The 21,235-nt window shown below is 69.9% G+C and carries 19 protein-coding genes; 15 read left to right on the plus strand and 4 right to left on the minus strand.

Translation table 11 applies throughout. The annotated features are described in order from the left end of the window. The first annotated feature begins 2 nt into the window (after nt 1-2). The 7 genes from ITJ48_RS00865 to dnaE all read left to right on the plus strand — a co-directional run bounded on the left by ITJ48_RS00865 (nt 3) and on the right by dnaE (nt 7,861). Nucleotides 3-701, plus strand: coding sequence for a YggS family pyridoxal phosphate-dependent enzyme (locus tag ITJ48_RS00865; RefSeq protein WP_194612059.1), 699 nt, complete (start codon nt 3-5; stop codon nt 699-701). 37 nt (nt 702-738) lie between these two features. After that, nucleotides 739-1,293 (plus strand): cell division protein SepF, encoded by a 555-nt coding sequence (locus ITJ48_RS00870; protein WP_194612060.1) that lies wholly within the window; start codon nt 739-741, stop codon nt 1,291-1,293. A 74-nt stretch (nt 1,294-1,367) separates the two neighbouring features. Continuing rightward, entirely contained in the window at nt 1,368-1,664 is a 297-nt protein-coding gene (locus ITJ48_RS00875) for a YggT family protein (RefSeq protein WP_194612061.1), read from the plus strand. Between the two features lie 159 nt (nt 1,665-1,823). Continuing rightward, nucleotides 1,824-2,657, plus strand: a complete 834-nt coding sequence (locus ITJ48_RS00880; RefSeq protein ID WP_194612062.1) for a DivIVA domain-containing protein — start codon at nt 1,824-1,826, stop codon at nt 2,655-2,657. Nucleotides 2,658-2,661: 4 nt separating this feature from the next. Next, nucleotides 2,662-3,303: a signal peptidase II gene (gene lspA / locus ITJ48_RS00885; RefSeq protein ID WP_228506179.1), complete on the plus strand. Its 642-nt coding sequence runs from the start codon at nt 2,662-2,664 to the stop codon at nt 3,301-3,303. After that, entirely contained in the window at nt 3,300-4,223 is a 924-nt protein-coding gene (locus ITJ48_RS00890; RefSeq protein ID WP_194612063.1) for an RluA family pseudouridine synthase, read from the plus strand. Before lspA ends, ITJ48_RS00890 begins: the two co-directional genes overlap by 4 nt. 122 nt (nt 4,224-4,345) lie before the next feature. Continuing rightward, on the plus strand, nt 4,346-7,861 hold the full coding sequence (dnaE, locus tag ITJ48_RS00895) for a DNA polymerase III subunit alpha (protein ID WP_123545589.1): 3,516 nt from the start codon (nt 4,346-4,348) through the stop codon (nt 7,859-7,861). Between the two features lie 97 nt (nt 7,862-7,958). Here the strand turns inward: dnaE and ITJ48_RS00900 are convergent, their stop codons facing one another. Beyond that, complete coding sequence (locus ITJ48_RS00900) at nt 7,959-8,489, minus strand: flavin reductase family protein (protein WP_194612064.1); 531 nt, start codon at nt 8,487-8,489, stop codon at nt 7,959-7,961. Between the two features lie 101 nt (nt 8,490-8,590). On the opposite strand from ITJ48_RS00900, the gene hisD reads away from it, so the two are divergent. From hisD to ITJ48_RS00915, 3 genes are all read left to right on the plus strand, one after another. Beyond that, nucleotides 8,591-9,901, plus strand: coding sequence for a histidinol dehydrogenase (hisD, locus tag ITJ48_RS00905; RefSeq protein ID WP_192041595.1), 1,311 nt, complete (start codon nt 8,591-8,593; stop codon nt 9,899-9,901). Between the two features lie 99 nt (nt 9,902-10,000). Continuing rightward, a complete protein-coding gene (nrdR, locus tag ITJ48_RS00910) occupies nt 10,001-10,483 on the plus strand; it encodes a transcriptional regulator NrdR (protein WP_194612065.1) in 483 nt (160 codons plus the stop codon). Continuing rightward, nucleotides 10,480-11,523 carry a quinone-dependent dihydroorotate dehydrogenase gene (locus ITJ48_RS00915; protein ID WP_370544713.1) on the plus strand — a complete coding sequence of 348 codons (1,044 nt, stop codon included), beginning with the start codon at nt 10,480-10,482 and terminating at the stop codon, nt 11,521-11,523. The genes nrdR and ITJ48_RS00915 overlap by 4 nt, the downstream gene beginning before the upstream one ends. A gap of 81 nt (nt 11,524-11,604) precedes the next feature. On the opposite strand, the gene ITJ48_RS00920 is transcribed toward ITJ48_RS00915, so the two are convergent. Beyond that, complete coding sequence (locus ITJ48_RS00920; protein WP_194612066.1) at nt 11,605-12,180, minus strand: DUF3043 domain-containing protein; 576 nt, start codon at nt 12,178-12,180, stop codon at nt 11,605-11,607. A 42-nt stretch (nt 12,181-12,222) separates the two neighbouring features. Between ITJ48_RS00920 and ITJ48_RS00925 the strand changes: the two genes are divergently transcribed. The 5 genes from ITJ48_RS00925 to ITJ48_RS00945 all read left to right on the plus strand — a co-directional run bounded on the left by ITJ48_RS00925 (nt 12,223) and on the right by ITJ48_RS00945 (nt 17,422). Next, nucleotides 12,223-13,638: a dipeptidase gene (locus tag ITJ48_RS00925; protein ID WP_194612067.1), complete on the plus strand. Its 1,416-nt coding sequence runs from the start codon at nt 12,223-12,225 to the stop codon at nt 13,636-13,638. A gap of 131 nt (nt 13,639-13,769) precedes the next feature. Beyond that, nucleotides 13,770-14,150, plus strand: coding sequence for an iron-sulfur cluster insertion protein ErpA (gene erpA / locus ITJ48_RS00930; protein ID WP_123545598.1), 381 nt, complete (start codon nt 13,770-13,772; stop codon nt 14,148-14,150). Between the two features lie 258 nt (nt 14,151-14,408). Beyond that, on the plus strand, nt 14,409-15,245 hold the full coding sequence (coxB, locus tag ITJ48_RS00935) for a cytochrome c oxidase subunit II (RefSeq protein WP_194612068.1): 837 nt from the start codon (nt 14,409-14,411) through the stop codon (nt 15,243-15,245). Between the two features lie 13 nt (nt 15,246-15,258). After that, a complete protein-coding gene (gene ctaD / locus ITJ48_RS00940; RefSeq protein ID WP_123545600.1) occupies nt 15,259-17,001 on the plus strand; it encodes a cytochrome c oxidase subunit I in 1,743 nt (580 codons plus the stop codon). A gap of 4 nt (nt 17,002-17,005) precedes the next feature. Then, the gene (locus ITJ48_RS00945; RefSeq protein WP_194612069.1) at nt 17,006-17,422 is read left to right on the plus strand and encodes a cytochrome c oxidase subunit 4; all 417 of its coding nucleotides are present in this window, start codon (nt 17,006-17,008) and stop codon (nt 17,420-17,422) included. A gap of 1,056 nt (nt 17,423-18,478) precedes the next feature. On the opposite strand, the gene ITJ48_RS00950 is transcribed toward ITJ48_RS00945, so the two are convergent. Next, nucleotides 18,479-20,149 (minus strand): cytochrome bc complex cytochrome b subunit, encoded by a 1,671-nt coding sequence (locus ITJ48_RS00950; RefSeq protein ID WP_370544714.1) that lies wholly within the window; start codon nt 20,147-20,149, stop codon nt 18,479-18,481. Further along, a complete protein-coding gene (locus ITJ48_RS00955; RefSeq protein ID WP_194612070.1) occupies nt 20,146-21,213 on the minus strand; it encodes a ubiquinol-cytochrome c reductase iron-sulfur subunit in 1,068 nt (355 codons plus the stop codon). The genes ITJ48_RS00950 and ITJ48_RS00955 overlap by 4 nt, the downstream gene beginning before the upstream one ends. Nucleotides 21,214-21,235: the final 22 nt, after the last annotated feature.

Raw genomic sequence — 21,235 nt, forward strand, 5'->3', positions numbered from 1 at the left:
GCGTGACGGACGGTCTCGATCTCGGAGGCGACCTCGGCGAGCGTCTCGCCCGGGTCGCCTCCGGCGTCGACGACGCGGTCAGGGCCGCCGGGCGTCGGGCCGACGAGGTGACGACCATCGTCGTCACGAAGTTCCACCCGGCATCGCTGGTCCGTGAGCTGCACGCCCTCGGCGTGCGCGACGTCGCGGAGAACCGACACCAGGAGGCGCAGGCCAAGTCGGCCGACACCGCCGACCTCGAGGGCCTCCGGTGGCACTTCGTGGGCCAGCTCCAGTCGAAGAAGGCCCGGCAGGCCCGGCGCTACGTCTCGGCCGTGCACTCGCTCGACCGGGACAGCGTCGTGGACGCCCTCGGGGTGGACGACGGCCACGTCGTGGACGGCTTCGTGCAGGTGTCCCTCGATGGCCAGGAGGGGCGGGGCGGCGTCCCCGCGTCCGAGGTCGAGCGCCTGGTCGAGCGGCTCCTGCTCGTGCCCGGCGTCCGCCTCAGGGGAGTGATGGCCGTGGCGCCGCTGGGCGAGCCGGCGCGGCCGGCGTTCGCGCGCCTCCGCCAGGTCTCCGAAGAAGTCCGTCGGACCGCTCCCGGCGCCGACGCGATCTCCGCCGGCATGTCGCACGACTTCGCCGACGCGATCGCCGAGGGAGCGACACACCTCCGCATCGGCACCGCAATCACGGGTTCGAGGCCCGAAGCTCGTTAACCTCGGACACAACGCCCCACGACCCGGAGGACACCCCATGGCCAACCCCCTGCGAAAGACGATGGTCTACCTGGGCCTCGCCGACGAAGAACTCGAGTACGACGAGCAGGAGCAGCGGCAGGAACAGCGCCAGCAGCCTGCCCAGGCCGCCCAGCCGGCCGCCCGTCCGTCCTCCGCGGCGGCGCACGCCTCCCCGGTCGCCCCCGTCCCCGCGCCGGCGCCTGCCCCCGCCGCGACACGCGCCCCCGTGACGCCCCTGCGTCGCAGCTCGACCTCCACCACCTCGAAGAACACGGTGCCCCACGACATGAACGAGATCCTCACCGTCCACCCCCGCGAGTACAAGGACGCCCAGGCGATCGCCGAGAGCTTCCGGGACGGCATCCCCGTCATCATCAACCTGTCGCAGATGACCGAGGCCGACGCCCGTCGCCTCGTCGACTTCGCCAGCGGCCTGTCGCAGGGCCTCTTCGGCAAGATCGAGCGCGTCACGAACAAGGTCTTCCTCCTGTCCCCGGCCCACATCGCGGTGAGCGGCGAGCAGGCCGAGGTAGAGTCCGACATCGAGGCGTCCTTCTTCGCGCAGTCCTGAGCGTCGGCGTCCCGACGCCCCGACTCCTCTCCGTGGCTCGACCACGCCGACCAGTGTGAGCTGATGACACCCCGATGACGTTCCTGATCGCCTCGATCGCGTACTACGCGCTCCTCCTGTTCTTCCTGCTGATGTGGGGGCGCTTCGTCCTCGACCTGGCACAGTCCTTCAGCCGCGGGTGGCGCCCCAGGGGGCCCGTCCTGGTGCTGGCCGAGATCGCCTACACGGTCACCGATCCGCCCATCAAGGCCGTCCGGCGCGTCCTCCCGCCCGTGCGGCTGGGGTCGGTGGCCCTCGACTTCGGGTGGAGCATCATCATGCTCGCCGTCGTCATCCTCATGGGCGTCGCCAGCGGGCTCCGCTTCGCATGACGTCCGGCCTGGCCTCTCTCCGCACGGCGAGAGGGTAGGCTGCTGCGAGGGCAACCGCGCCCCCGCTGCCCTCAGGGGCCAGTGTTCGCTACGGTGTAGTCGAACGACACAGACCACGATCACGATCACGTGATCCCACAGATGCACGAGGTGACGGCAATGGCTTTGACGCCTGAAGACGTAGTCAACAAGCGGTTCCAGCCGACGAAGTTCCGCGAGGGCTACGACCAGGACGAGGTCGACGACTTCCTCGACGAGGTCGTCGCAGAGCTGCGACGACTCGGCCAGGAGAACGACGAGCTGCGTCAGCGGCTGGCGTCCGGCGAGTCGGCGGGCGCCTCCGCCGTCCCCGCCCCGGTCGCCGCCGGCGCTCCGGCGTCGGCCCAGGCTCCCGCCTCGGCGCAGGCCCCGGCCTCCGCCCCGGAGGCCGAGGCCGAGCCCGCCCCGGTCTCCGAGCCGGCACCCGCGTCGGTCCCCGCTCCCGTCGAGGCCGCACCCGAGCCCGAGGCAGCACCCGAGCCGGTCGCCGCCGCGGCGGTCGCCCCGGTCCCGGCCTACGCCGGACCCAGCCAGGACGACACGGAGAGCACCAACAGCCTGCTGCAGCTCGCTCGTCGTCTGCACGAGGAGCACGTCCGTGAGGGCGTCGAGAAGCGCGACGCGCTGATCGCCGAGGGTCAGTCGACCTCGGCTCGTCTCGTGGCCGAGGCCGAGGCCAAGCAGCGCGACGTGGTCACCGAGGCCGAGGCCCGCTCCCGCGAGGTCGTGGCCGAGGCCGAGACCAAGCGCCGCGAGGTGCTCGAGCAGCTCGCGACCGAGCGCACCGGCCTGGAGCGTCGCATCGACGACCTGCGCACGTTCGAGCGCGACTACCGCCAGAAGCTCAAGGGCTACATCGAGGGCCAGCTCCGCGACCTCGAGGCCGAGTCCGGCGAGCAGCAGCCCGCGAGCGGCTTCGCGCCGGCCAGCGCCCAGGGCTTCGGCTCCAACTAAGGTCTTGACGCAGAGCACTCCTCCGACGAAGGTCAGCGTCCGCATCATCGCGGCGCTGGCCTTCGTCGCTGTCACGGCCTACGCGCTCGACCAGGTGTCGAAGCACCTCGTCACCACCCGCCTGGTCGAGGGCGAGAGCGTCGACGTCGTGGGCGAGTTCTTCCAGCTGCACTTCGTGCGGAACCCCGGTGCGGCCTTCTCCCTGGCCAGCGGCACGACCTGGATCTTCTCGATCGCCGCCTCGGCCGTCGTGGTCGCCATCGTCGTCTTCGCGCGGCGCATCCGGTCCCGGGCCTGGGCGGTCATGCTGGGCATGCTCCTGGGCGGCACGCTCGGCAACCTGACGGACCGTCTCACGCGTGAGCCCTCATTCGGCCAGGGGCACGTCGTCGACTTCCTCTACTTCCCCTCGCTGCTGCCGGCGATCTTCAACGTGGCCGACATCTTCATCGTGTCGAGCATGGGCCTCCTGCTGCTGCTGACCCTGCTCGGCGTCAACCTCGACGGCACCCGGACCACCAAGGCGAGCGCCGCGCGCGACGCGGCGGGCGACCCGCCCGCCGACGAGGCGACCCCTGCCGGGTCCGTGACGGACGCCGGGGCCGACGCCGCGCCTCCTGCGGCCCGACCGACGGAGCACCCGTGACCGAGTCCCGCCAGCTGCCCGTTCCCGACGGTCTCGCCGGCGAGCGGGTCGATGCCGCGCTGGCCAAGCTGCTCGGCTTCAGCCGCACCTTCGCCGCCGAGGTGGCGACCTCCGGGGGAGTGGCCGTCGACGGTCGCCCCGTGGGCAAGTCCGACCGACTCGAGGCCGGCGCCTGGCTCGAGGTCACCTGGGCTCCGCGCGAGGCTCCGACCGTCGTGCCTCTCGACGTCCCCGGCCTCGGCATCGTGCACGACGACGACGAGATCGTCGTCGTCGACAAGCCCGTCGGCGTCGCCGCCCACCCCTCGGTCGGCTGGACCGGTCCCACGGTGCTCGGCGGACTCGCGGCGGCCGGGTTCCAGGTCGCCACGTCGGGGGCGGCCGAGCGCGCGGGCATCGTGCACCGCCTCGACGTCGGCACCAGCGGCCTCATGGTCGTGGCGAAGTCCGAGCGTGCCTACGCGCAGCTCAAGGACGCCTTCCGCGAGCGGACGGTGGAGAAGATCTACAACGCGGTCGTGCAGGGCCACCCCGACCCGCTCACCGGCACGATCGACGCGCCGATCGGTCGTCACCCGTCGTCGGACTGGAAGTTCGCCGTGGTCGTGGACGGCAAGCCCTCGGTGACGCACTACGAGACCGTCGAGGCGTTCCGCTCGGCCTCGCTGCTCGAGATCCACCTCGAGACCGGCCGCACGCACCAGATCCGCGTCCACATGGCCGCCCAGCGCCACCCGTGCGTGGGCGACGCGACCTACGGGGCCGACCCGACGCTGTCCGCCACGCTCGGCCTGGGCCGGCAGTGGCTGCACGCCGTCCAGCTCGGCTTCCGCCACCCGGGCACGGGCGAGCCGGTCGTCTACCGCTCGACCTACCCGGACGACCTGCAGCACGCGCTCGATGTCCTCCGTGCGGCCTAGGCTGTCCACCTGCCGCTGAACCGGCGCAGCACCACAGAGCTGCAGATCCACCACAGAACCGCCGCAGCACCTCAGAACCGCAGATCCACCACAGAACCGTCGAACCACAGACGAGGAGCCGCGTGGCCTCGAAAGATTCCTTCGTCCACCTGCACGTCCACAGCGAGTACTCGATGCTCGACGGTGCGGCCCGGGTCAAGCCGCTGATCGCGGAGGCCGCCGCCCAGGGCATGCCCGCCGTCGCGGTCACCGACCACGGCAACGTGTTCGGCGCCTACGACTTCTGGAAGACGGCGACCGACGCCGGGGTCAAGCCCATCATCGGCACCGAGGCCTACATCACGCCGGGCACGCACCGGGGCGACAAGACGCGCATCCGCTGGGGCGACGGCGGGCGCGACGACGTCTCCGGCGCCGGTGCGTACACGCACATGACGTTGCTCTCGCAGAGCACGGCGGGCATGCACAACCTCTTCCGGCTGTCGTCGCGCGCGTCCCTCGAGGGCTACTACTTCAAGCCGCGCATGGACCGCGAGCTGCTGTCGCAGTACTCCGACGGCCTCATCGCCACGACGGGCTGCCCGTCCGGCGAGGTGCAGACACGCCTCCGGCTCGGCCAGTACGACGAGGCGGTCAAGGCAGCGGCGGACTTCCGTGACATCTTCGGCGCCGAGAACTACTTCGCCGAGATCATGGACCACGGCCTCGGCATCGAGCGCCAGATCATGGGCGACCTCCTCCGCCTCGCGAAAGACCTGGGGCTGCCCCTCGTGGCCACCAACGACCTGCACTACACGCACGAGCACGACGCCACGAGCCACGCGGCGCTGCTCTGCGTCCAGTCGGGCTCGACCCTCAACGACCCGAACCGGTTCAAGTTCGACGCCGACGAGTTCTACCTCAAGTCCGCCCAGCAGATGCGGCACCTCTTCCGCGACCACCCCGAGGCCTGCGACAACACCCTGCTCATCGCCGAGCGCTGCGACGTCCAGTTCAACACCTCGGCCAACTACATGCCGCGCTACCCCGTGCCCGAGGGCGAGACGGAAGAGACGTGGTTCATCAAGGAGGTGGAGAAGGGCCTGGTCTACCGGTACCCGGACGGCATCCCCTCCGACGTCCGCAAGCAGGCCGAGTACGAGATCGGCGTCATCACCGGCATGGGCTTCCCCGGCTACTTCCTCGTCGTCGCCGACTTCATCAACTGGTCGAAGGAGAACGGCATCCGCGTCGGTCCGGGACGCGGCTCGGGCGCCGGGTCCATGGCCGCCTACGCGATGCGCATCACCGACCTCGACCCGCTCCGCCACGGCCTCATCTTCGAGCGCTTCCTCAACCCCGACCGCGTCTCGATGCCCGACTTCGACGTCGACTTCGACGACCGCCGCCGCGGCGAGGTCATCCAGTACGTGACCGAGAAGTACGGCGACGAGCGCGTCGCCCAGATCGTCACCTACGGCACCATCAAGGCCAAGCAGGCCCTGAAAGACAGCAGCCGCGTGCTCGGCTTCCCCTTCGGGATGGGCGAGAAGCTCACGAAGGCCATGCCGCCCGCGGTCATGGGCAAGGACATCCCGCTCACGGGCATCTTCGACAAGGCCCACGAGCGCTACAAGGAGGCGGGCGACATCCGGACGGTCGTCGAGACCGATCCCGAGGCGAGGACGGTCTTCGACACGGCTCTCGGCCTCGAGGGGCTCAAGCGCCAGTGGGGCGTGCACGCGGCCGGCGTCATCATGTCGAGCGACCCCCTGATCGACATCATCCCGATCATGAAGCGCGAGCAGGACGGCCAGATCGTCACGCAGTTCGACTACCCCGCCTGCGAGTCGCTCGGGCTGATCAAGATGGACTTCCTGGGTCTCCGCAACCTGACGATCATCAACGACGCCCTCGACAACATCCGCACCAACCGCGGCTTCGACCTCGTCCTCGAAGACTTGGAGCTCGACGACCGGGCGGCCTACGAGCTGCTCGGCCGCGGTGACACGCTCGGCGTCTTCCAGCTCGACGGCGGGCCCATGCGAGGGCTCCTGCGGCTGATGAAGCCCGACAACTTCGAGGACATCTCGGCCGTCATCGCGCTGTACCGCCCTGGGCCCATGGGTGCGAACTCCCACACGAACTACGCGCTGCGGAAGAACGGCATCCAGGAGATCACGCCGATCCACCCCGAGCTCGAGGAGCCCCTGAAGGAGATCCTGTCGACGAGCTACGGCCTGATCATCTACCAGGAGCAGGTGATGGCGATCGCGCAGAAGGTCGCCGGGTTCTCGCTCGGCCAGGCCGACATCCTCCGTCGTGCCATGGGCAAGAAGAAGAAGTCCGAGCTCGACAAGCAGTACGCGGGCTTCGAGCAGGGCATGTTCGACAACGGCTTCTCGCCCGACGCCGTCAAGATGCTGTGGGACATCCTGCTGCCCTTCTCCGACTACGCGTTCAACAAGGCGCACTCCGCCGCCTACGGCGTCGTGTCCTACTGGACCGCCTACCTCAAGGCCCACTACCCGGCCGAGTACATGGCCGCCCTGCTCACCAGCACCGGCGACTCGCGCGACAAGCTCGGGCTCTACCTCAACGAGTGCCGCCGCATGGGCATCACGGTCCTCCCGCCGGACGTCAACGAGTCGATCGGCTTCTTCGCCGCCGTCGGCGACGACATCCGGTTCGGCATGGGCGCGGTCCGCAACGTCGGGTTCAACGTCGTCGACCACGTGATCGCCGCCCGCCAGAAAGAAGGAGCCTTCGCCTCCTTCCACGACTTCCTGCGCAAGGTCCCGCTCCCCGTCGCGAACAAGCGCACGGTCGAGTCGTTGGTGAAGGCCGGGGCGTTCGACAGCCTGGGCTCGACCCGCCGGGCCCTGGTCGAGATCCACGAGTCCGCGGTCGAGGCCGCCGTCAACGAGAAGCGGGCCGAGGCCAACGGCCAGGTCGGGTTCGACTTCGACTCCCTCTGGGACGAGCCACAGGACGTCCAGCACGTGCCCGAGCGACCCGAGTGGTCGAAGCGGGACAAGCTGGCGTTCGAGCGCGACATGCTCGGGCTCTACGTCAGCGACCACCCGCTGGCCGGGCTCGAGCTGCCGCTCGCGAAGCACGCGAGCACGACGGTGACCGACATCCTGTCGAGCGAGCCGACCGCGATCGACGGCGAGACGGTCACGATCGCCGGCCTCATCACGAGCGTCCAGCACCGGGTCGCCCGCAACTCGGGCAACCCGTACGGCATCGTCACGGTCGAGGACTTCGGCGGCGAGATCTCGGCGATGTTCCTGGGGAAGACCTACCAGGAATTCGGGCCGTCGCTCGTCGGCGACTCGATCATCGTGCTGAAGGGGCGCGTCAGCGTGCGCGACGACGGCATGAACATGCACGCCGCGAGCATGTTCATGCCCGACCTCGGCGTCGGTGCGTCGCAGGGCCCTCTCGTGCTGCAGATCCCCGAGCACCGCGCCACGACCGACACCGTCACCGAGCTGGCCGCGGTGCTCGGCCGACACACCGGCGGCACCGAGGTGCGGCTCCGGCTCGTCAAGGGCGACGTCGCCCGCTCGTTCGAGATCCCGATGCCGGTCGACGTGACCGCGGACCTGTACGGCGAGCTGAAGAGTCTCCTCGGGCCCGGCTGCCTCGTCTGACGCCCGGTCCTCCCCGCGGGACGACGACGGCCCCGCAGACGCGAGTCTGCGGGGCCGTCGTCGCGTGCGAGGCCCGAGGCCCGGGGCGGGGGCTCGGCTACGCCTCGAGGTGCACGGGCCGGAGCCAGCGACGGTCGTGGTAGAGCAGCGCGTCGTCATCGGGTCCCGTGCCGCCGTCCTCGACCTGCACGACGACGACCGCGTTGCCGTGCACGTGCACCCGCTCGACGATCCGGCCGGTCATCCAGGCGGTGACGTCGTGCAGCAAGGGGAGGCCGTGCGGCCCCTCGCTCCAGTGGTCGCCCTCGAACCGCTCGGCGGCCGGGCCGGCCATCCGGCGTGCGAGGCCCTGGTTCCGGAGGCCGAGCAGGTGGATCACCACGCGGTCGGTCTCCTCGATCGCCCGCCACGAGCTGGCGGTGCGCGCCATGTTGAACGTGGCCAGCGGCGGGACGGCGGCGAGCGAGGCGAGGGAGGTCGCCGTGAAGCCGACGGGCCGGCCGTCCGAGTCCCGGGCGGTGACGATGGCGACGCCCGCGGCGTGGCGGCGGAAGCCGGCCTTGAACGCGGCGAGGTCGGCGGGGTCGGGCTGGGCAGCCGCGGCTGCTGGTGCGGTGGTGTCGGGCATGACGGGTGGGCGCCTCCTGTGCTCTGCTGCCGGGGGAGTGGCGGGCGGGCGCGCGCCGTGACGGCTCGCGCGGAGCCCGCTCGGGCTAGGCTCGACGGGCCATGATCCAGACGACAGACCTCCGGGGCCTCAAGCCTACCCACGCCGACCTGCTGGGCCTCGTGCCCCGGTCGCACGTCGACGTCGCCGCCGCCTCCGGTGCCGCGGCCCAGATCGTCCAGGCCGTGCGCGAGCGCGGCGCGGACGCCCTGCGCGACCAGGCAGAGCGCTTCGACGGCGTCCGCACCGACGTGTTCCGCGTCGAGGCGGCCGCGATCGCCCGAGCCGTCGACGAGCTCGACCCCCTGGTGAAGGAGGCGCTGGTCGAGTCGATCGCCCGCGTCACCGAGGCCAGCAGGGCCCAGGTGCCCGCGGGCTCCGTGACCGTCCCGGCCCCCGGGGCGCTCATCGAGCAGCGCTGGCAGCCGGTCGCCCGGGCGGGCGTGTACGTCCCCGGCGGCAAGGCCGTCTACCCGTCGAGCGTCGTCATGAACGTCGTGCCGGCCCTCGTGGCCGGGGTCGGCTCGGTCGCGCTCGTCTCACCCGGGCAGCGCGACTTCGGCGGCGCCGTCCACCCCGTCATCCTCGGCGCGGCGGGCCTCCTCGGCATCGACGAGGTCTACGTCATGGGCGGCGCGGGCGCGATCGCGGCCCTCGCCTACGGGGTGCCCGAGATCGGGCTCGAGCCGGTCCAGGTCATCACCGGCCCCGGCAACAACTACGTGGCCGCCGCGAAGCAGCTCGTCCGCGGACGCGTCGGCATCGACGCCGTGGCGGGCGCCACCGAGATCCTCGTCATCGCCGACGACTCGGCCGACCCGACGCTCGTCGCCGTCGACCTGATCAGCCAGGCCGAGCACGACGAGGAGGCCGCCGCCGTCCTCGTGACCACCTCGGCGGAGCTCGCCGACCGGGTCCGCGACGAGCTCGTGCGGCTCGTCCCGCGGACGCTGAGCGCGACCCGCGTGCAGACGGCCCTCGACGGCCGCCAGTCGGCCCTCGTGCTCGTCGACGACCTGGCGGCCGCCGTCGACTTCAGCAACGCCTACGGGCCCGAGCACCTCGAGATCCAGACGCGCGACGACGAAGGGGTGCTCGCGGGCATCACGAGCGCCGGAGCGGTGTTCGTCGGCCCGAGCACCCCCGTGAGCCTGGGCGACTACCTCGCCGGCTCGAACCACGTGCTGCCCACGGGCGGCCAGTCGCGGTTCTCGTCGGGACTCGGCGCGTACACGTTCCTCCGGCCGCAGCAGATCGTGCGCTACGAGCACGACGCCCTGGCCGAGGTCGCCGACCGGTTGGTCGCCCTGTCGCGGGCCGAGCTGCTGCCTGCCCACGGCGAGGCCGTCGCGGCGCGTCTCCACAAGCCCTGACCGGTCGTCCCGACGGCGTCCGTGCGGGGCGCGGCCGAGCGTGTCCCGCCCGTGGCGTCGAGGGGGCAGGGTGCGGGGCCCCAGTACGCTGAGGGCACCATGTTCTGTCCTTTCTGCCGCCACCCCGATTCCCGCGTCGTCGACTCCCGCACGAGCGACGACGGCACCTCGATCCGTCGGCGGCGCCAGTGCCCGAACTGCGGTCGTCGCTTCAGCACGACCGAGACGGCCAGCCTGAACGTCGTCAAGCGCAACGGCGTGCTCGAGCCCTTCAGCCGGGAGAAGATCATCTCCGGCGTCCGCAAGGCCTGCCAGGGCCGTCCCGTCACCGACGGCGACCTGGCGGTGCTGGCGCAGAAGGTCGAGGAGGCGGTGCGTGCGTCGGGCACGTCGCAGATCGAGGCGAACGACATCGGGCTCGCGATCCTGCCGCCCCTGCGCGAGCTCGACGAGGTCGCCTACCTGCGCTTCGCGAGCGTCTACCAGGCCTTCGACTCCCTCGAGGACTTCGAGTCGTCGATCACCCAGCTCCGCGACGAGCACCGCGACCGCGAGCGCACGCCTCGATCGGTCGACGAGTGACGACCGCCTACCGGGTCCTGTTCGACCTGGTGCTCTCGAAGATGGACCCCGAAGACGCGCACCACCTCGCGTCCCGGGTCATCCGTGCCGTCCCGCGGGTCGGCCTCGCGCCCCTCGTGCGCCGGTTCACGGCGCCGCATCCGTCACTCGCCGTCGACGCCCTCGGCCTCCGCTTCGCGTCCCCGTTCGGCGTCGCCGCGGGTTTCGACAAGGACGCGACCGGCATCGCGGGCCTCGGTGCGCTGGGCTTCGGCCACGTCGAGGTCGGCACCGTCACGGCCAGGGCCCAGCCGGGCAACGAGCGACCGAGGCTGTTCCGCCTGGTGGCCGACCTGGCGGTCGTCAACCGCATGGGCTTCAACAACGGAGGCGCGGTGCAGGCAGCCGACGAGCTCGCTCGCGCACGGCGGGCCTCCGTCCGGCCCGTGATCGGGGTCAACATCGGCAAGAGCCGTGTGGTCGAGGTGGACGACGCGGTCGACGACTACCTCGTGAGCACCCGCCTGCTCGCCCCGCTCGCCGACTACCTGGCCGTCAACGTCAGCTCGCCCAACACGCCCGGCCTGCGCGGCCTGCAGGAGCTGGACAAGCTGTCGCCGCTGCTGCGCGCCGTCCACGCGGCCGCAGGCGACACACCCGTGCTCGTCAAGATCGCCCCCGACCTCGACGACGACGGCATCCGCCACATCGCCGAGCTCGTCACCGACATCGGTCTCGGGGGAGTGATCGCGACGAACACGACCCTCTCCCGTTCGGGGCTGCGGACCTCGCCCGCCGTCGTGGACGCCGCGGGGGCCGGTGGTCTCTCCGGCGCCCCGCTCGCGTCCCGGTCGCTCGAGGTGCTCCGGGTGCTGCGCTCGGTGCTGCCCGACGAGACGTGCGTCGTGTCCGTCGGGGGCGTGACGAGCGCCGCCGACGTGCAGTCGCGCCTCGACGCCGGTGCGACGCTCGTGCAGGGCTACACGGCCTTCCTCTACGAGGGGCCGCTCTGGGCCCGGAAGGTCAACCGGGGGCTGCGCGCCCTGCGCCGGGCGGCGTGACCGGTCTCGGCAGCCCCGAGAGCCTCGCCTGACACGAAGGAGCCCCCGACCGGTGGTCGGGGGCTCCTTCGTGCGGTCTGGCTACAGCGTGGGGAACTCGCGGCGCTTGACCTGCGGCTTCGGCAGTCGCATCGGCTTCATCTGCATGGCGCGCATGGCGGTGTACCAGCGGTTGCCCTTCTGCAGGCCGTCGTCGCCGAATTTCGCTCGCAGCTGCGAGGAGACGCGCTGGCCGGCGAGGAGGCAGTCGGCGACGGCGAGGATGAAGAAGCCCCACAGGACGAACAGCGTCGTCGTCTGGACCGCGACGTTCTGGACGATGCTCATGACGATGACGAGCACCATGACCGGGATCATCGCCTCGCCGACGCTGTAGCGAGCGTCGACGTAGTCGCGGATGAACTTCCGCTGCACGCCCTTGTCGCGCTCGGGGAGGAACTTCTCCTCGCCGTTCGCGAGCCCGGCGCGCTGGCGCTCGCGCTGCTCGGCGAGACGGGCGCGCTGCGCCTTCTGCGCCTCCTTGCCGGTGGCCACGAGCGGGCGCTGGTTGGCGGCCTCGCGTTCGCGGCGGGTCGGCGTCGGCCGTCCCTTGCCGGACGTCGGCGACTCGGTCTCGTCGACGGTCGTCGTGATGGTCTTGTCAGGTGCCTTGGCCACGGAGAGTCCTCGGGGGTTGAACGAGTTCCTAAGATTACCTGCATGACCGACTCGCAGCACCCCGTGACCCCGACCGATCCTCGTACTGTCAGCGAACTCGCGGAGGCGGTGCAGGGCGGATTCCCCGCCGCCGTCGCCGATCTCGGCGGCCTGGTGCGCATCCCGTCCGTCTCCTGGGACGCCTTCGACCCGGCGCACGTCGCCGCCAGCGCCGAGGCCGTCGCGGAGCTCGTGCGGGGCACGGGCCTCTTCGAGACGGTCCAGGTGAGCCGTGCCCCGATCGGCGACACCGGCGCCCTCGGCCAGCCGGCCGTGCTCGCGCGGCGCCCCGCGCGCGACGGCAAGCCGACGGTCCTCCTCTACGCCCACCACGACGTGCAGCCGCAGGGCGACGACGCCGACTGGGACTCGCCTCCGTTCGAGCCCACCGTCAAGGGCGATCGCCTCTACGGGCGGGGCGCCTCCGACGACAAGGCCGGCGTGATGACCCACGTGGCGGCGCTGCGGGCCGTCCACGAGGTGCTCGGCGACGACCTGGGCGTCGGCGTCGCGGTGTTCATCGAGGGGGAGGAGGAGTTCGGCTCCCGCTCGTTCGCCGACTTCCTCCGCCAGCACCGGGACGACCTCGCGGCCGACGTCATCGTCGTCGCCGACTCGGGCAACTGGAGCACGACCGTCCCCGCGATCACCGTGGGGCTCCGCGGCAACGTGACGTTCCGCCTGACCGTCCGCACCCTGGCGCACGCGTCCCACTCGGGGATGGTCGGCGGCGCGGTCCCGGACGCGATGCTCGCGATGGTGAAGCTGCTCGCCACGCTGCACGACGACGCGGGCAGCGTCGCCGTCGCCGGGCTGCACAGCCGCGAGGCCGAGCACCCCGAGCAGAGCGAGCAGCAGCTGCGCGAGGAGGCCGGGCTGCTCGAGGGCGTGACGCCGATCGGCACGGGCCCGCTCCTCAGCCGCGTCTGGTCGCAGCCGTCGATCACGGTCACGGGGATCGACGCCCCGAGCGTCGCCAACGCGTCGAACACGCTGTCGCCCGAGGTCTCCGTGCGGATCAGCGCGCGCATCGCGCCCGGGCAGGCCGCCTCGGAGGCGTACACGGCGATCGAGGCGCACCTCCGCGAGCACGCCCCGTTCGGCGCACACGTCGAGATCGACGACGTGGACCAGGGCGACCCGTTCCTGGTCGACACCAGCGGCTGGGCCCTCGCCGAGGCCACCGCGGCCATGACCGAGGCCTGGGGGGAGGCGCCCCTGCAGATCGGCATCGGCGGCTCGATCCCCTTCATCGCCGACCTCGTCCGGACGTTCCCCGAGGCCCAGATCCTCGTCACGGGCGTGGAGGACCCCGACACGCGCGCGCACAGCCCGAACGAGTCGCAGCACCTCGGCGTGCTGCACCGTGCCGTGCTCAGCGAGGCCGTGCTGATCGCCCGCCTCGACGCGCGGAGCTGAGACACGACGGGGTCGGCGGCGCCCGTGCGCCGTCGGCCCCGCCGGCCCTGGTCACCGGGAACAAATCCGGGTACGGGCTGCTTACACTGGTCAACGACGAGTGCCCCTGCGCACCGACCCGAGGAGGCTCCATGACCGACACCGCGACCCCCGCCGTCGAGACGGCCGCCGGCGACACGACGACCGCCCACGGCGTCACGATCACCGCGACCGCCGCCGACAAGGTGAAGAGCCTCCTGACGCAGGAGGGGCGTGACGACCTCCGCCTCCGCGTGGCCGTCCAGCCCGGTGGCTGCTCCGGCCTCATCTACCAGCTCTACTTCGACGAGCGCCTCCTCGAGAACGACGCCACGGTCGACTTCGACGGCGTCGAGGTCGTCGTCGACAAGATGAGCGTCCCGTACCTCGACGGCGCTGCCATCGACTTCGAGGACACCATCCAGAAGCAGGGCTTCACCATCGACAACCCGAACGCCCAGGGCAGCTGCGCCTGCGGCGACAGCTTCCACTGACGCAGGAGGCGCCTCCCGGGCGCCCCTGACCGGTCACCACACGAGAGGGACCGCCGAGAGGCGGTCCCTCTCGTGCGTCCAGGTGGCTCGTGCTCGAACGACTCGGCGGGGCCGCGTGCAGAGGCCCGGTCAACCTGCGAGTAGGCTAGGGAAGTCCCGTCCTAGACTGGGAAGACCCCAAGCTGTCGTGTCATCCGAGAGGTAACAGTGCGTTCTAACCGCCGTCTTCGTTGGGCCGCCATCCCCGTGGCCGCCGTCATGGCCCTCGTCCTCGCGGGATGTACGCCCGAGCAGCTCCAGGGCTGGCTCCCCACCACCGCGGGCACCACCAACCACGTCGACAGCATCATCGGCCTGTGGGTCACGTCGTGGATCGTCCTGCTGATCGTCGGGCTCATCGTCTGGGGCCTCATCATCTGGACCTGCATCGCCTACCGGCGCCGCAAGGGCCAGACCGGCCTCCCCGTGCAGCTCCGCTACAACATGCCGATCGAGATCTTCTACACGGTCGTGCCGCTCATCCTCGTGCTGGGCTTCTTCGCCTTCACCGCTCGCGACCAGGCCGCCATCGAGGAGCCGACCGCTAGCCCCGACGTGAAGATCGACGTCTACGCCAAGCGCTGGGCCTGGGACTTCAACTACATCGACCAGCAGCAGGAAGACGACAGCGTCTACTACCAGGGCATCCAGGCCCAGGAGCTGCCGAGCGGCGAGGTCGACCAGGACCAGCTCCCCGTGCTGTACCTGCCCGTGGGCAAGACCGTGCAGATCGACCTCAAGTCGCGCGACGTCGCCCACTCGTTCTGGATCGTCGACTTCCTCTACAAGAAGGACACGATCCCCGGCAAGACCAACTACATGTACTTCACGCCCGAGAAAGAAGGCACGTTCACGGGCAAGTGCGCCGAGCTCTGCGGCGAGTACCACTCCCTGATGCTCTTCAACGTCAAGGTCGTCTCCGAGGGCGAGTACGAGGACTACCTCAGCACGCTCGCCGACGAGGGCAACACCGGCCTCCTCGGCGACCAGTACAACACCAACACCAACCAGCCGAACAACGAGGCGCCCGTCGCCGCCGGTTCGGACGAGAAGTAAAGGCACGGGTTCGATGACAGCCACCGCCACCCGCCCCTCCACGGGCGGTACGTCCTCAGGTCAGAACTTCGGCGCCTCCAAGGTGGGGCGCAAGGGCAACGTCGTCGTCACCTGGCTGACGTCGACCGACCACAAGACCATCGGGTACATGTACCTGATCGCGTCGTTCCTCTTCTTCTGCCTCGGCGGCGTCATGGCGCTGCTGATCCGCGCGCAGCTCTTCGCCCCCGGGCTCGAGATCGTGCAGACGAAAGAGCAGTACAACCAGCTCTTCACCATGCACGGCACGATCATGCTGCTCATGTTCGCGACGCCGCTGTTCTCGGGCTTCGCCAACGCGCTCATGCCCCTGCAGATCGGTGCGCCGGACGTCGCCTTCCCGCGGCTGAACGGCTTCGCCTTCTGGCTGTACCTCTTCGGCTCGCTCATCGCGGTCGCCGGCTTCCTCACCCCCCAGGGCGCCGCCTCCTTCGGCTGGTTCGCCTACGCGCCGCTGTCGGACACGACGTTCTCACCAGGGCTCGGCGGCAACTTGTGGGTCTTCGGGCTCGGCATGACCGGCTTCAGCACCATCCTCGGCTCGGTCAACTTCATCACCACCATCGTGACGATGCGTGCCCCCGGCATGACGATGTGGCGCATGCCGATCTTCACCTGGAACACGCTGATCACCTCGATCCTCGTGATCATGGCGTTCCCCGTCCTGGCCGCCGCCCTGTTCGGGCTCGGGTTCGACCGGGTGTTCGACGCGCAGGTCTTCAACCCCGCCAACGGAGGCGCCATCCTGTGGCAGCACCTCTTCTGGTTCTTCGGCCACCCTGAGGTGTACATCATCGCGCTGCCGTTCTTCGGCATCGTCTCCGAGGTCTTCCCGGTGTTCAGCCGCAAGCCGATCTTCGGCTACAAGACGCTGGTGTACGCGACGATCTCGATCGCGGCGCTGTCCGTCACCGTGTGGGCGCACCACATGTACGTCACCGGCTCCGTCCTCCTGCCGTTCTTCTCCCTGATGACGATGCTCATCGCGGTGCCCACCGGCGTGAAGATCTTCAATTGGATCGGCACGATGTGGCGCGGCTCGGTCACGTTCGAGACCCCGATGCTCTGGGCGATCGGCTTCCTGGTGACGTTCACCTTCGGCGGACTCACCGGCGTCATCCTGGCGTCGCCCCCGCTCGACTTCCACGTCTCCGACACGTACTTCGTCGTGGCGCACTTCCACTACGTGGTGTTCGGCACGGTCGTCTTCGCGATGTTCTCCGGCTTCTACTTCTGGTGGCCGAAGTGGACGGGCAAGATGCTCAACGAGCGTCTCGGCAAGATCCACTTCTGGATGCTGTTCATCGGCTTCCACACGACGTTCCTCATCCAGCACTGGCTCGGCGTCATGGGCATGCCCCGTCGCTACGCCACGTACCAGGCCGAGGACCACTTCACGTGGATGAACCAGCTGTCGACGATCGGCGCCATGCTGCTCGGCGTCTCGATCCTGCCGTTCCTGTACAACGTGTACATCACCGCGCGTCGGGCGCCCAAGGTCGAGGTCAACGACCCCTGGGGCTACTCCCGCTCGCTCGAGTGGGCCACGTCGTGCCCGCCGCCCCGTCACAACTTCACGTCGATCCCGCGCATCCGCTCCGAGTCGCCGGCGTTCGACCTCAACCACCCCGAGGCAGGCATCCCCGTCGGCATCGGTCCGGTCAAGGACGCACCCGAGGCCCCCACGTACGACGCATCCAGCAACGAGGTGAAGTAGTCCGATGAGAACCAACGCGACCCTGTTCTGGATCCTCGCGATCTTCTTCTTCTTCATGGATGCCGTGTACGTCATCTGGAGCCTCATCGACGTCGGACGTGTCGAGTGGGCCGGCACCATGGGCATCGGCCTCGCCGGCGCGCTGGGCGTGTTCCTCGCCTTCTACATGGGGCGCTCGCACGCGGCCCAGGGCGGCGAGCTCGCCGAGGACCGTCCCGACGCCAACATCGACGACGGCGACCCCGAGCTCGGGCATTTCAGCCCCTGGTCGTGGTGGCCCATCGTGCTCGCCTTCGCCTGCGGCCTGATCTTCCTGGCCCTGGCGGTCGGCATGTGGATCATCTACATCGGTGGCGCCCTCGTGGCCGTCGCCCTCGTCGGCTGGGTCTACGAGTACTACCGGGGCAACTTCGCTCACTGACGCTACCGTCCACGCGGATGCCGCTCACCCTCACGGGTGGGCGGCATCTGTCGTCGTAGCCCTAGGCCGGCCTAGTGCAGTCGGCCGATGTTCCAGCCGGTCCCGCACGGCCGGCACTCGAGCCCGCTGACGCGAATGGGACGAGGCGCCCCGGGGCCCCCACTCAATTGTCCCTTTCCCCCCAGATCGCGGGATTCACCGTGTACCGGCTCGCCGCACGTCCACTCGCCGTGTACGACCGGAGTCGGCGGCCCGCTATCGGCGCCGGTGAGCCGCCGCCGACCCCCGCGACCTACGGGAGCCCACCGCCGCTAGTGGGAACCCGCCCAAGACCACGGGAACCCACCCAAGACCACGGGAACCCACCCGGAGCAGGGACGCGTGTCAGCGGGGTCGCCACACGCGTTAGCGAGTGCCTGGCCCTGCTCTATCGGGGGCGCGACGCTCGGGCGGGTCCTTGCCGCTGACGGCGGGTCAGGGCGGGCCCGCCGGGGCCTACGGGAGCCCGCCGCGCTATTGACGGGAGGCCGCCGAGGCGTTCGTTCACGCCTGCGGATGCTGTTCCTGTGCCTCGGAACGCCCGAGTCCGTCGCAATGCCTCGAGGGGAGTCGGCTGGTTGGCGTCACTGCCGGCGGGTCAACGCTGACCCGCCGGGGGCTACGGGAACCCGCCGGGGCTACGCGAACCCGTCGGGGGCTACGGGAACTCGCCGAGGCGCCCCCGAGCCCGCCCACGGGGGACCGGAACCCCTGGATGACAAGGGGCGTGCTGCCCTTGGGGAGGTGCGACCGCTGGCGAGTGCGTGGACCTTCAGACGGGGGAGAGGGCGGGGCGGGTTGCTGTCGTCGCGGGCGGGCTCGCGCGGACCCGCCGAGCGCTACGGGAACCCGCCGACAGCTATCGGGACCCGCCGCAGCCGTGCCTGGCCGGGGCCGGTGAGGCGCCCCTCGAGCAGACGGGGGCGGAGGTGCGGGGACGGGGGGAGCGGGGAAGCAGGGCGAACGGCCGAGGGCCCGACCGCTGGTGCGGTCGGGCCCTCGGGTGGTGCAGGTGGATCAGTGCTCGTCGTGGTGCGAGGCCTCGATCTCGGAGCGCTTCACCGGAGCGATGCGGTCCTCGAAGAAGAACGTCGACACCGATGCGCGGACCCGCTGCAGGGGAGTGATCTGTCCGTTCGCGTTCGGACGGATCATCAGCGGCTCGTACTCGTTGAAGTTGAGCAGACGCCAGCGCTCGTACTCGTCGAGCTGCTCGTGGACCTCGACGTACTCGCCGCCGGGGAGGCGCACGATGCGGCCCGACTCGTAGCCGTGGAGCGCGATCTCGCGGTCCTTCTTCATCAGTGCGAGGCAGACGCGCTTGGTGATCCAGAAGGCCAGGAAGGGCCCGATGATCAGGACGGCCTGGACCGAGTGGATGACGAAGTTCAGGGAGAGCCTGAAGTGCGTCGCCATGATGTCCGAGCTGGCCGCCGCCCACAGTGCTGCATAGAGGACGATTCCGGCTGCGCCGATCGCCGTCCGGGTCGGGGCGTTGCGAGGGCGGTCGAGGATGTGGTGCTCGCGCTTGTCGCCCGTCACCCACGCCTCGAGGAACGGGTAGAGGAGGACCGCGAGGATGAACAGCGTCAGCAGCGCGATGGGCGCCAGGATGTTCATCGACACCGTGTAGCCGAAGAAGAGGAACTCCCAGCCCGGCGGGACGAGGCGCAGAGCACCGTCGGCGAAGCCGATGTACCAGTCAGGCTGCGTTCCCGCGGACACCGGCGACGGGTCGTAGGGGCCGTAGTTCCAGATCGGGTTGATCGTGAAGAGCGACGCGATCAGCACCAGGACGCCGAAGACGATGAAGAAGAACCCGCCGGCCTTGGCGGCGAAGACCGGCATGACGGGGACGCCGACGACGTTCTCGTTGGTCTTGCCGGGGCCAGCCCACTGCGTGTGCTTGTTGATGATCAGCAGCAGCAGGTGGACGCCGAGGAGGGCGATCAGGAGAGCCGGCAGCAACATGATGTGCAGCGAGTAGAAGCGAGCCACCATGTCGGTGCCCGGGAACTCGCCGCCGAACAGCAGGTACGAGATCCAGACGCCGATGACGGGGATGCCCTTGACCATGCCGTCGATGATCCGCGCGCCGTTGCCGGAGAGCAGGTCGTCAGGGAGCGAGTAGCCGGTGAAGCCCTCGGCCATGGCGAGGATCCAGAGGGTGAAGCCGACGACCCAGTTGATCTCACGGGGCTTGCGGAACGCACCCGTGAAGTAGACCCGCAGCATGTGCAGCATGATCGCCGCGACGAAGAGGAGAGCGGCCCAGTGGTGGATCTGGCGGAAGAGCAGACCGCCGCGGATGTCGAACGAGATGTCGAGCGTCGACGCCATCGCGGCCGACATGTTGAGGCCCTTGAGCGGCACGTACGAGCCGTTGTAGTTGACCTCGGCCATGGACGGCTGGAAGAAGAACGTCAGGAACGTGCCCGAGAGCAGGATCACGACGAACGAGTACAGCGCCACCTCGCCGAGCATGAACGACCAGTGGTCGGGGAAGATCTTGCGACCCACCTCGCGGACGAGGCCCGACATGCTGGTGCGCTCGTCGACGTAGTTCGCCGCCGCGCCGAAGATCTTGTTGGTCTTGGTCGGCGCGAACGCCGGTGCCGTCGTGGTGGTGTTCGAGCCCTCGGACGACGGGGCCGTCTCGGTGCTCGGTGCCGGTGTGGTCGTGATCACTTTTCGCGCTCCCAGAAGCTAGGGCCCACAGGTTCGTGGAAGTCGCTCTGCGCGACGAGGTACCCGTCGGAGTCCACGGCGATGGGCAGCTGCGGGAGGGGCCGCTTGGCCGGTCCGAAGATCACTTCGCAGTTGTTCGTCACGTCGAAGGTCGACTGGTGGCAGGGGCAGAGCAGGTGGTGTGTCTGCTGCTCGTAGAGTGCCACGGGGCACCCGACGTGCGTGCAGATCTTGGAGTACGCGACGATGCCGTCGTACTGCCATCCCTCGCGGCCTTCAGGGATGTTGAGGTCCTCGGGCTTCAGGCGCATGAGCAGCACGGCTGCCTTCGCCTTCTCCTCGAGGAGGTGCTCCGACTCGTTCAGGTTCTCGGGGATCACGTGGAACACCGAGCCCAGGGTCACGTCGGACGCTCTGATGCGCGATCCGTCAGGGTCGCGGGTGAGGTGCATGCCGTCTTCCCAGAGGGTGTGACGGAGCACCGCGTTCGGGTCCTCTGCGGGGGCCAGGTCGCGGAACAGCACGACGGCCGGCAGGGGAGTGGCGACGAGGGCGCCGATCATGCTGTTGCGGATGAGGGCACGTCGTCCGAAGCCCGACTCCTGGTTGCCCAGGGAGAAGACCTCGACGGCCTTCTCGCGGGTCTCGTCGGTGCCGCGGGTGCTGTGGCGCATCTCCGTGATCTCACGCGCCGGCATCAGCGTCTTCGACCAGTGGACGGCGCCGATGCCCACGGAGAGCAGGCCGAGAGCGATGCCGAGGCCGAGGAAGAGGTTGTTCAGGCGGACGGAGCCCGAGTCGCCGGACGTGATCGGGAACCCGACGTAGGCGCCGATGGCGCCGATGCTGCCGACGATCGAGAGGAAGAACCAGATGCTGACCTGTCGCTCGGCCTTCTTCTCGGCCTTGGGGTCGATGTCCGTGACGCGGTCGCGGTGGGGCGGCTCACCCGGGTTCTCGAAGACGTCCGTCGTGACGACGGCCGTTCCGGCCGACACCTGTCGAGGCTCATGCTTCTCGACAGCCGAGCCCGCGGTGGGGGTCTCGTCGTCGTGCTGTGCCATGGTTTCTTGCCTTTCGTGGAGT

The organism is Frigoribacterium sp. VKM Ac-2530 (assembly GCF_015350835.1).
Taxonomy (GTDB): Bacteria; Actinomycetota; Actinomycetes; order Actinomycetales; family Microbacteriaceae; genus Frigoribacterium.

Excerpts from the sequence above, each read along its gene's own strand:
- ITJ48_RS00870 (WP_194612060.1), top strand. The coding sequence starts at position 739 with ATGGCCAACCCCCTGCGAAAGACGATGGTCTACCTGGGCCTCGCCGAC.
- ITJ48_RS00875 (WP_194612061.1), top strand. The coding sequence starts at position 1,368 with ATGACGTTCCTGATCGCCTCGATCGCGTACTACGCGCTCCTCCTGTTC.
- ITJ48_RS00880 (WP_194612062.1), top strand. The coding sequence starts at position 1,824 with ATGGCTTTGACGCCTGAAGACGTAGTCAACAAGCGGTTCCAGCCGACG.
- ITJ48_RS00900 (WP_194612064.1), bottom strand. The coding sequence starts at position 8,489 with ATGCCCGACACCACCGCACCAGCAGCCGCGGCTGCCCAGCCCGACCCC.
- hisD (WP_192041595.1), top strand. The coding sequence starts at position 8,591 with ATGATCCAGACGACAGACCTCCGGGGCCTCAAGCCTACCCACGCCGAC.
- nrdR (WP_194612065.1), top strand. The coding sequence starts at position 10,001 with ATGTTCTGTCCTTTCTGCCGCCACCCCGATTCCCGCGTCGTCGACTCC.
- ITJ48_RS00925 (WP_194612067.1), top strand. The coding sequence starts at position 12,223 with ATGACCGACTCGCAGCACCCCGTGACCCCGACCGATCCTCGTACTGTC.
- erpA (WP_123545598.1), top strand. The coding sequence starts at position 13,770 with ATGACCGACACCGCGACCCCCGCCGTCGAGACGGCCGCCGGCGACACG.
- coxB (WP_194612068.1), top strand. The coding sequence starts at position 14,409 with ATGGCCCTCGTCCTCGCGGGATGTACGCCCGAGCAGCTCCAGGGCTGG.
- ctaD (WP_123545600.1), top strand. The coding sequence starts at position 15,259 with ATGACAGCCACCGCCACCCGCCCCTCCACGGGCGGTACGTCCTCAGGT.
- ITJ48_RS00945 (WP_194612069.1), top strand. The coding sequence starts at position 17,006 with ATGAGAACCAACGCGACCCTGTTCTGGATCCTCGCGATCTTCTTCTTC.
- ITJ48_RS00955 (WP_194612070.1), bottom strand. The coding sequence starts at position 21,213 with ATGGCACAGCACGACGACGAGACCCCCACCGCGGGCTCGGCTGTCGAG.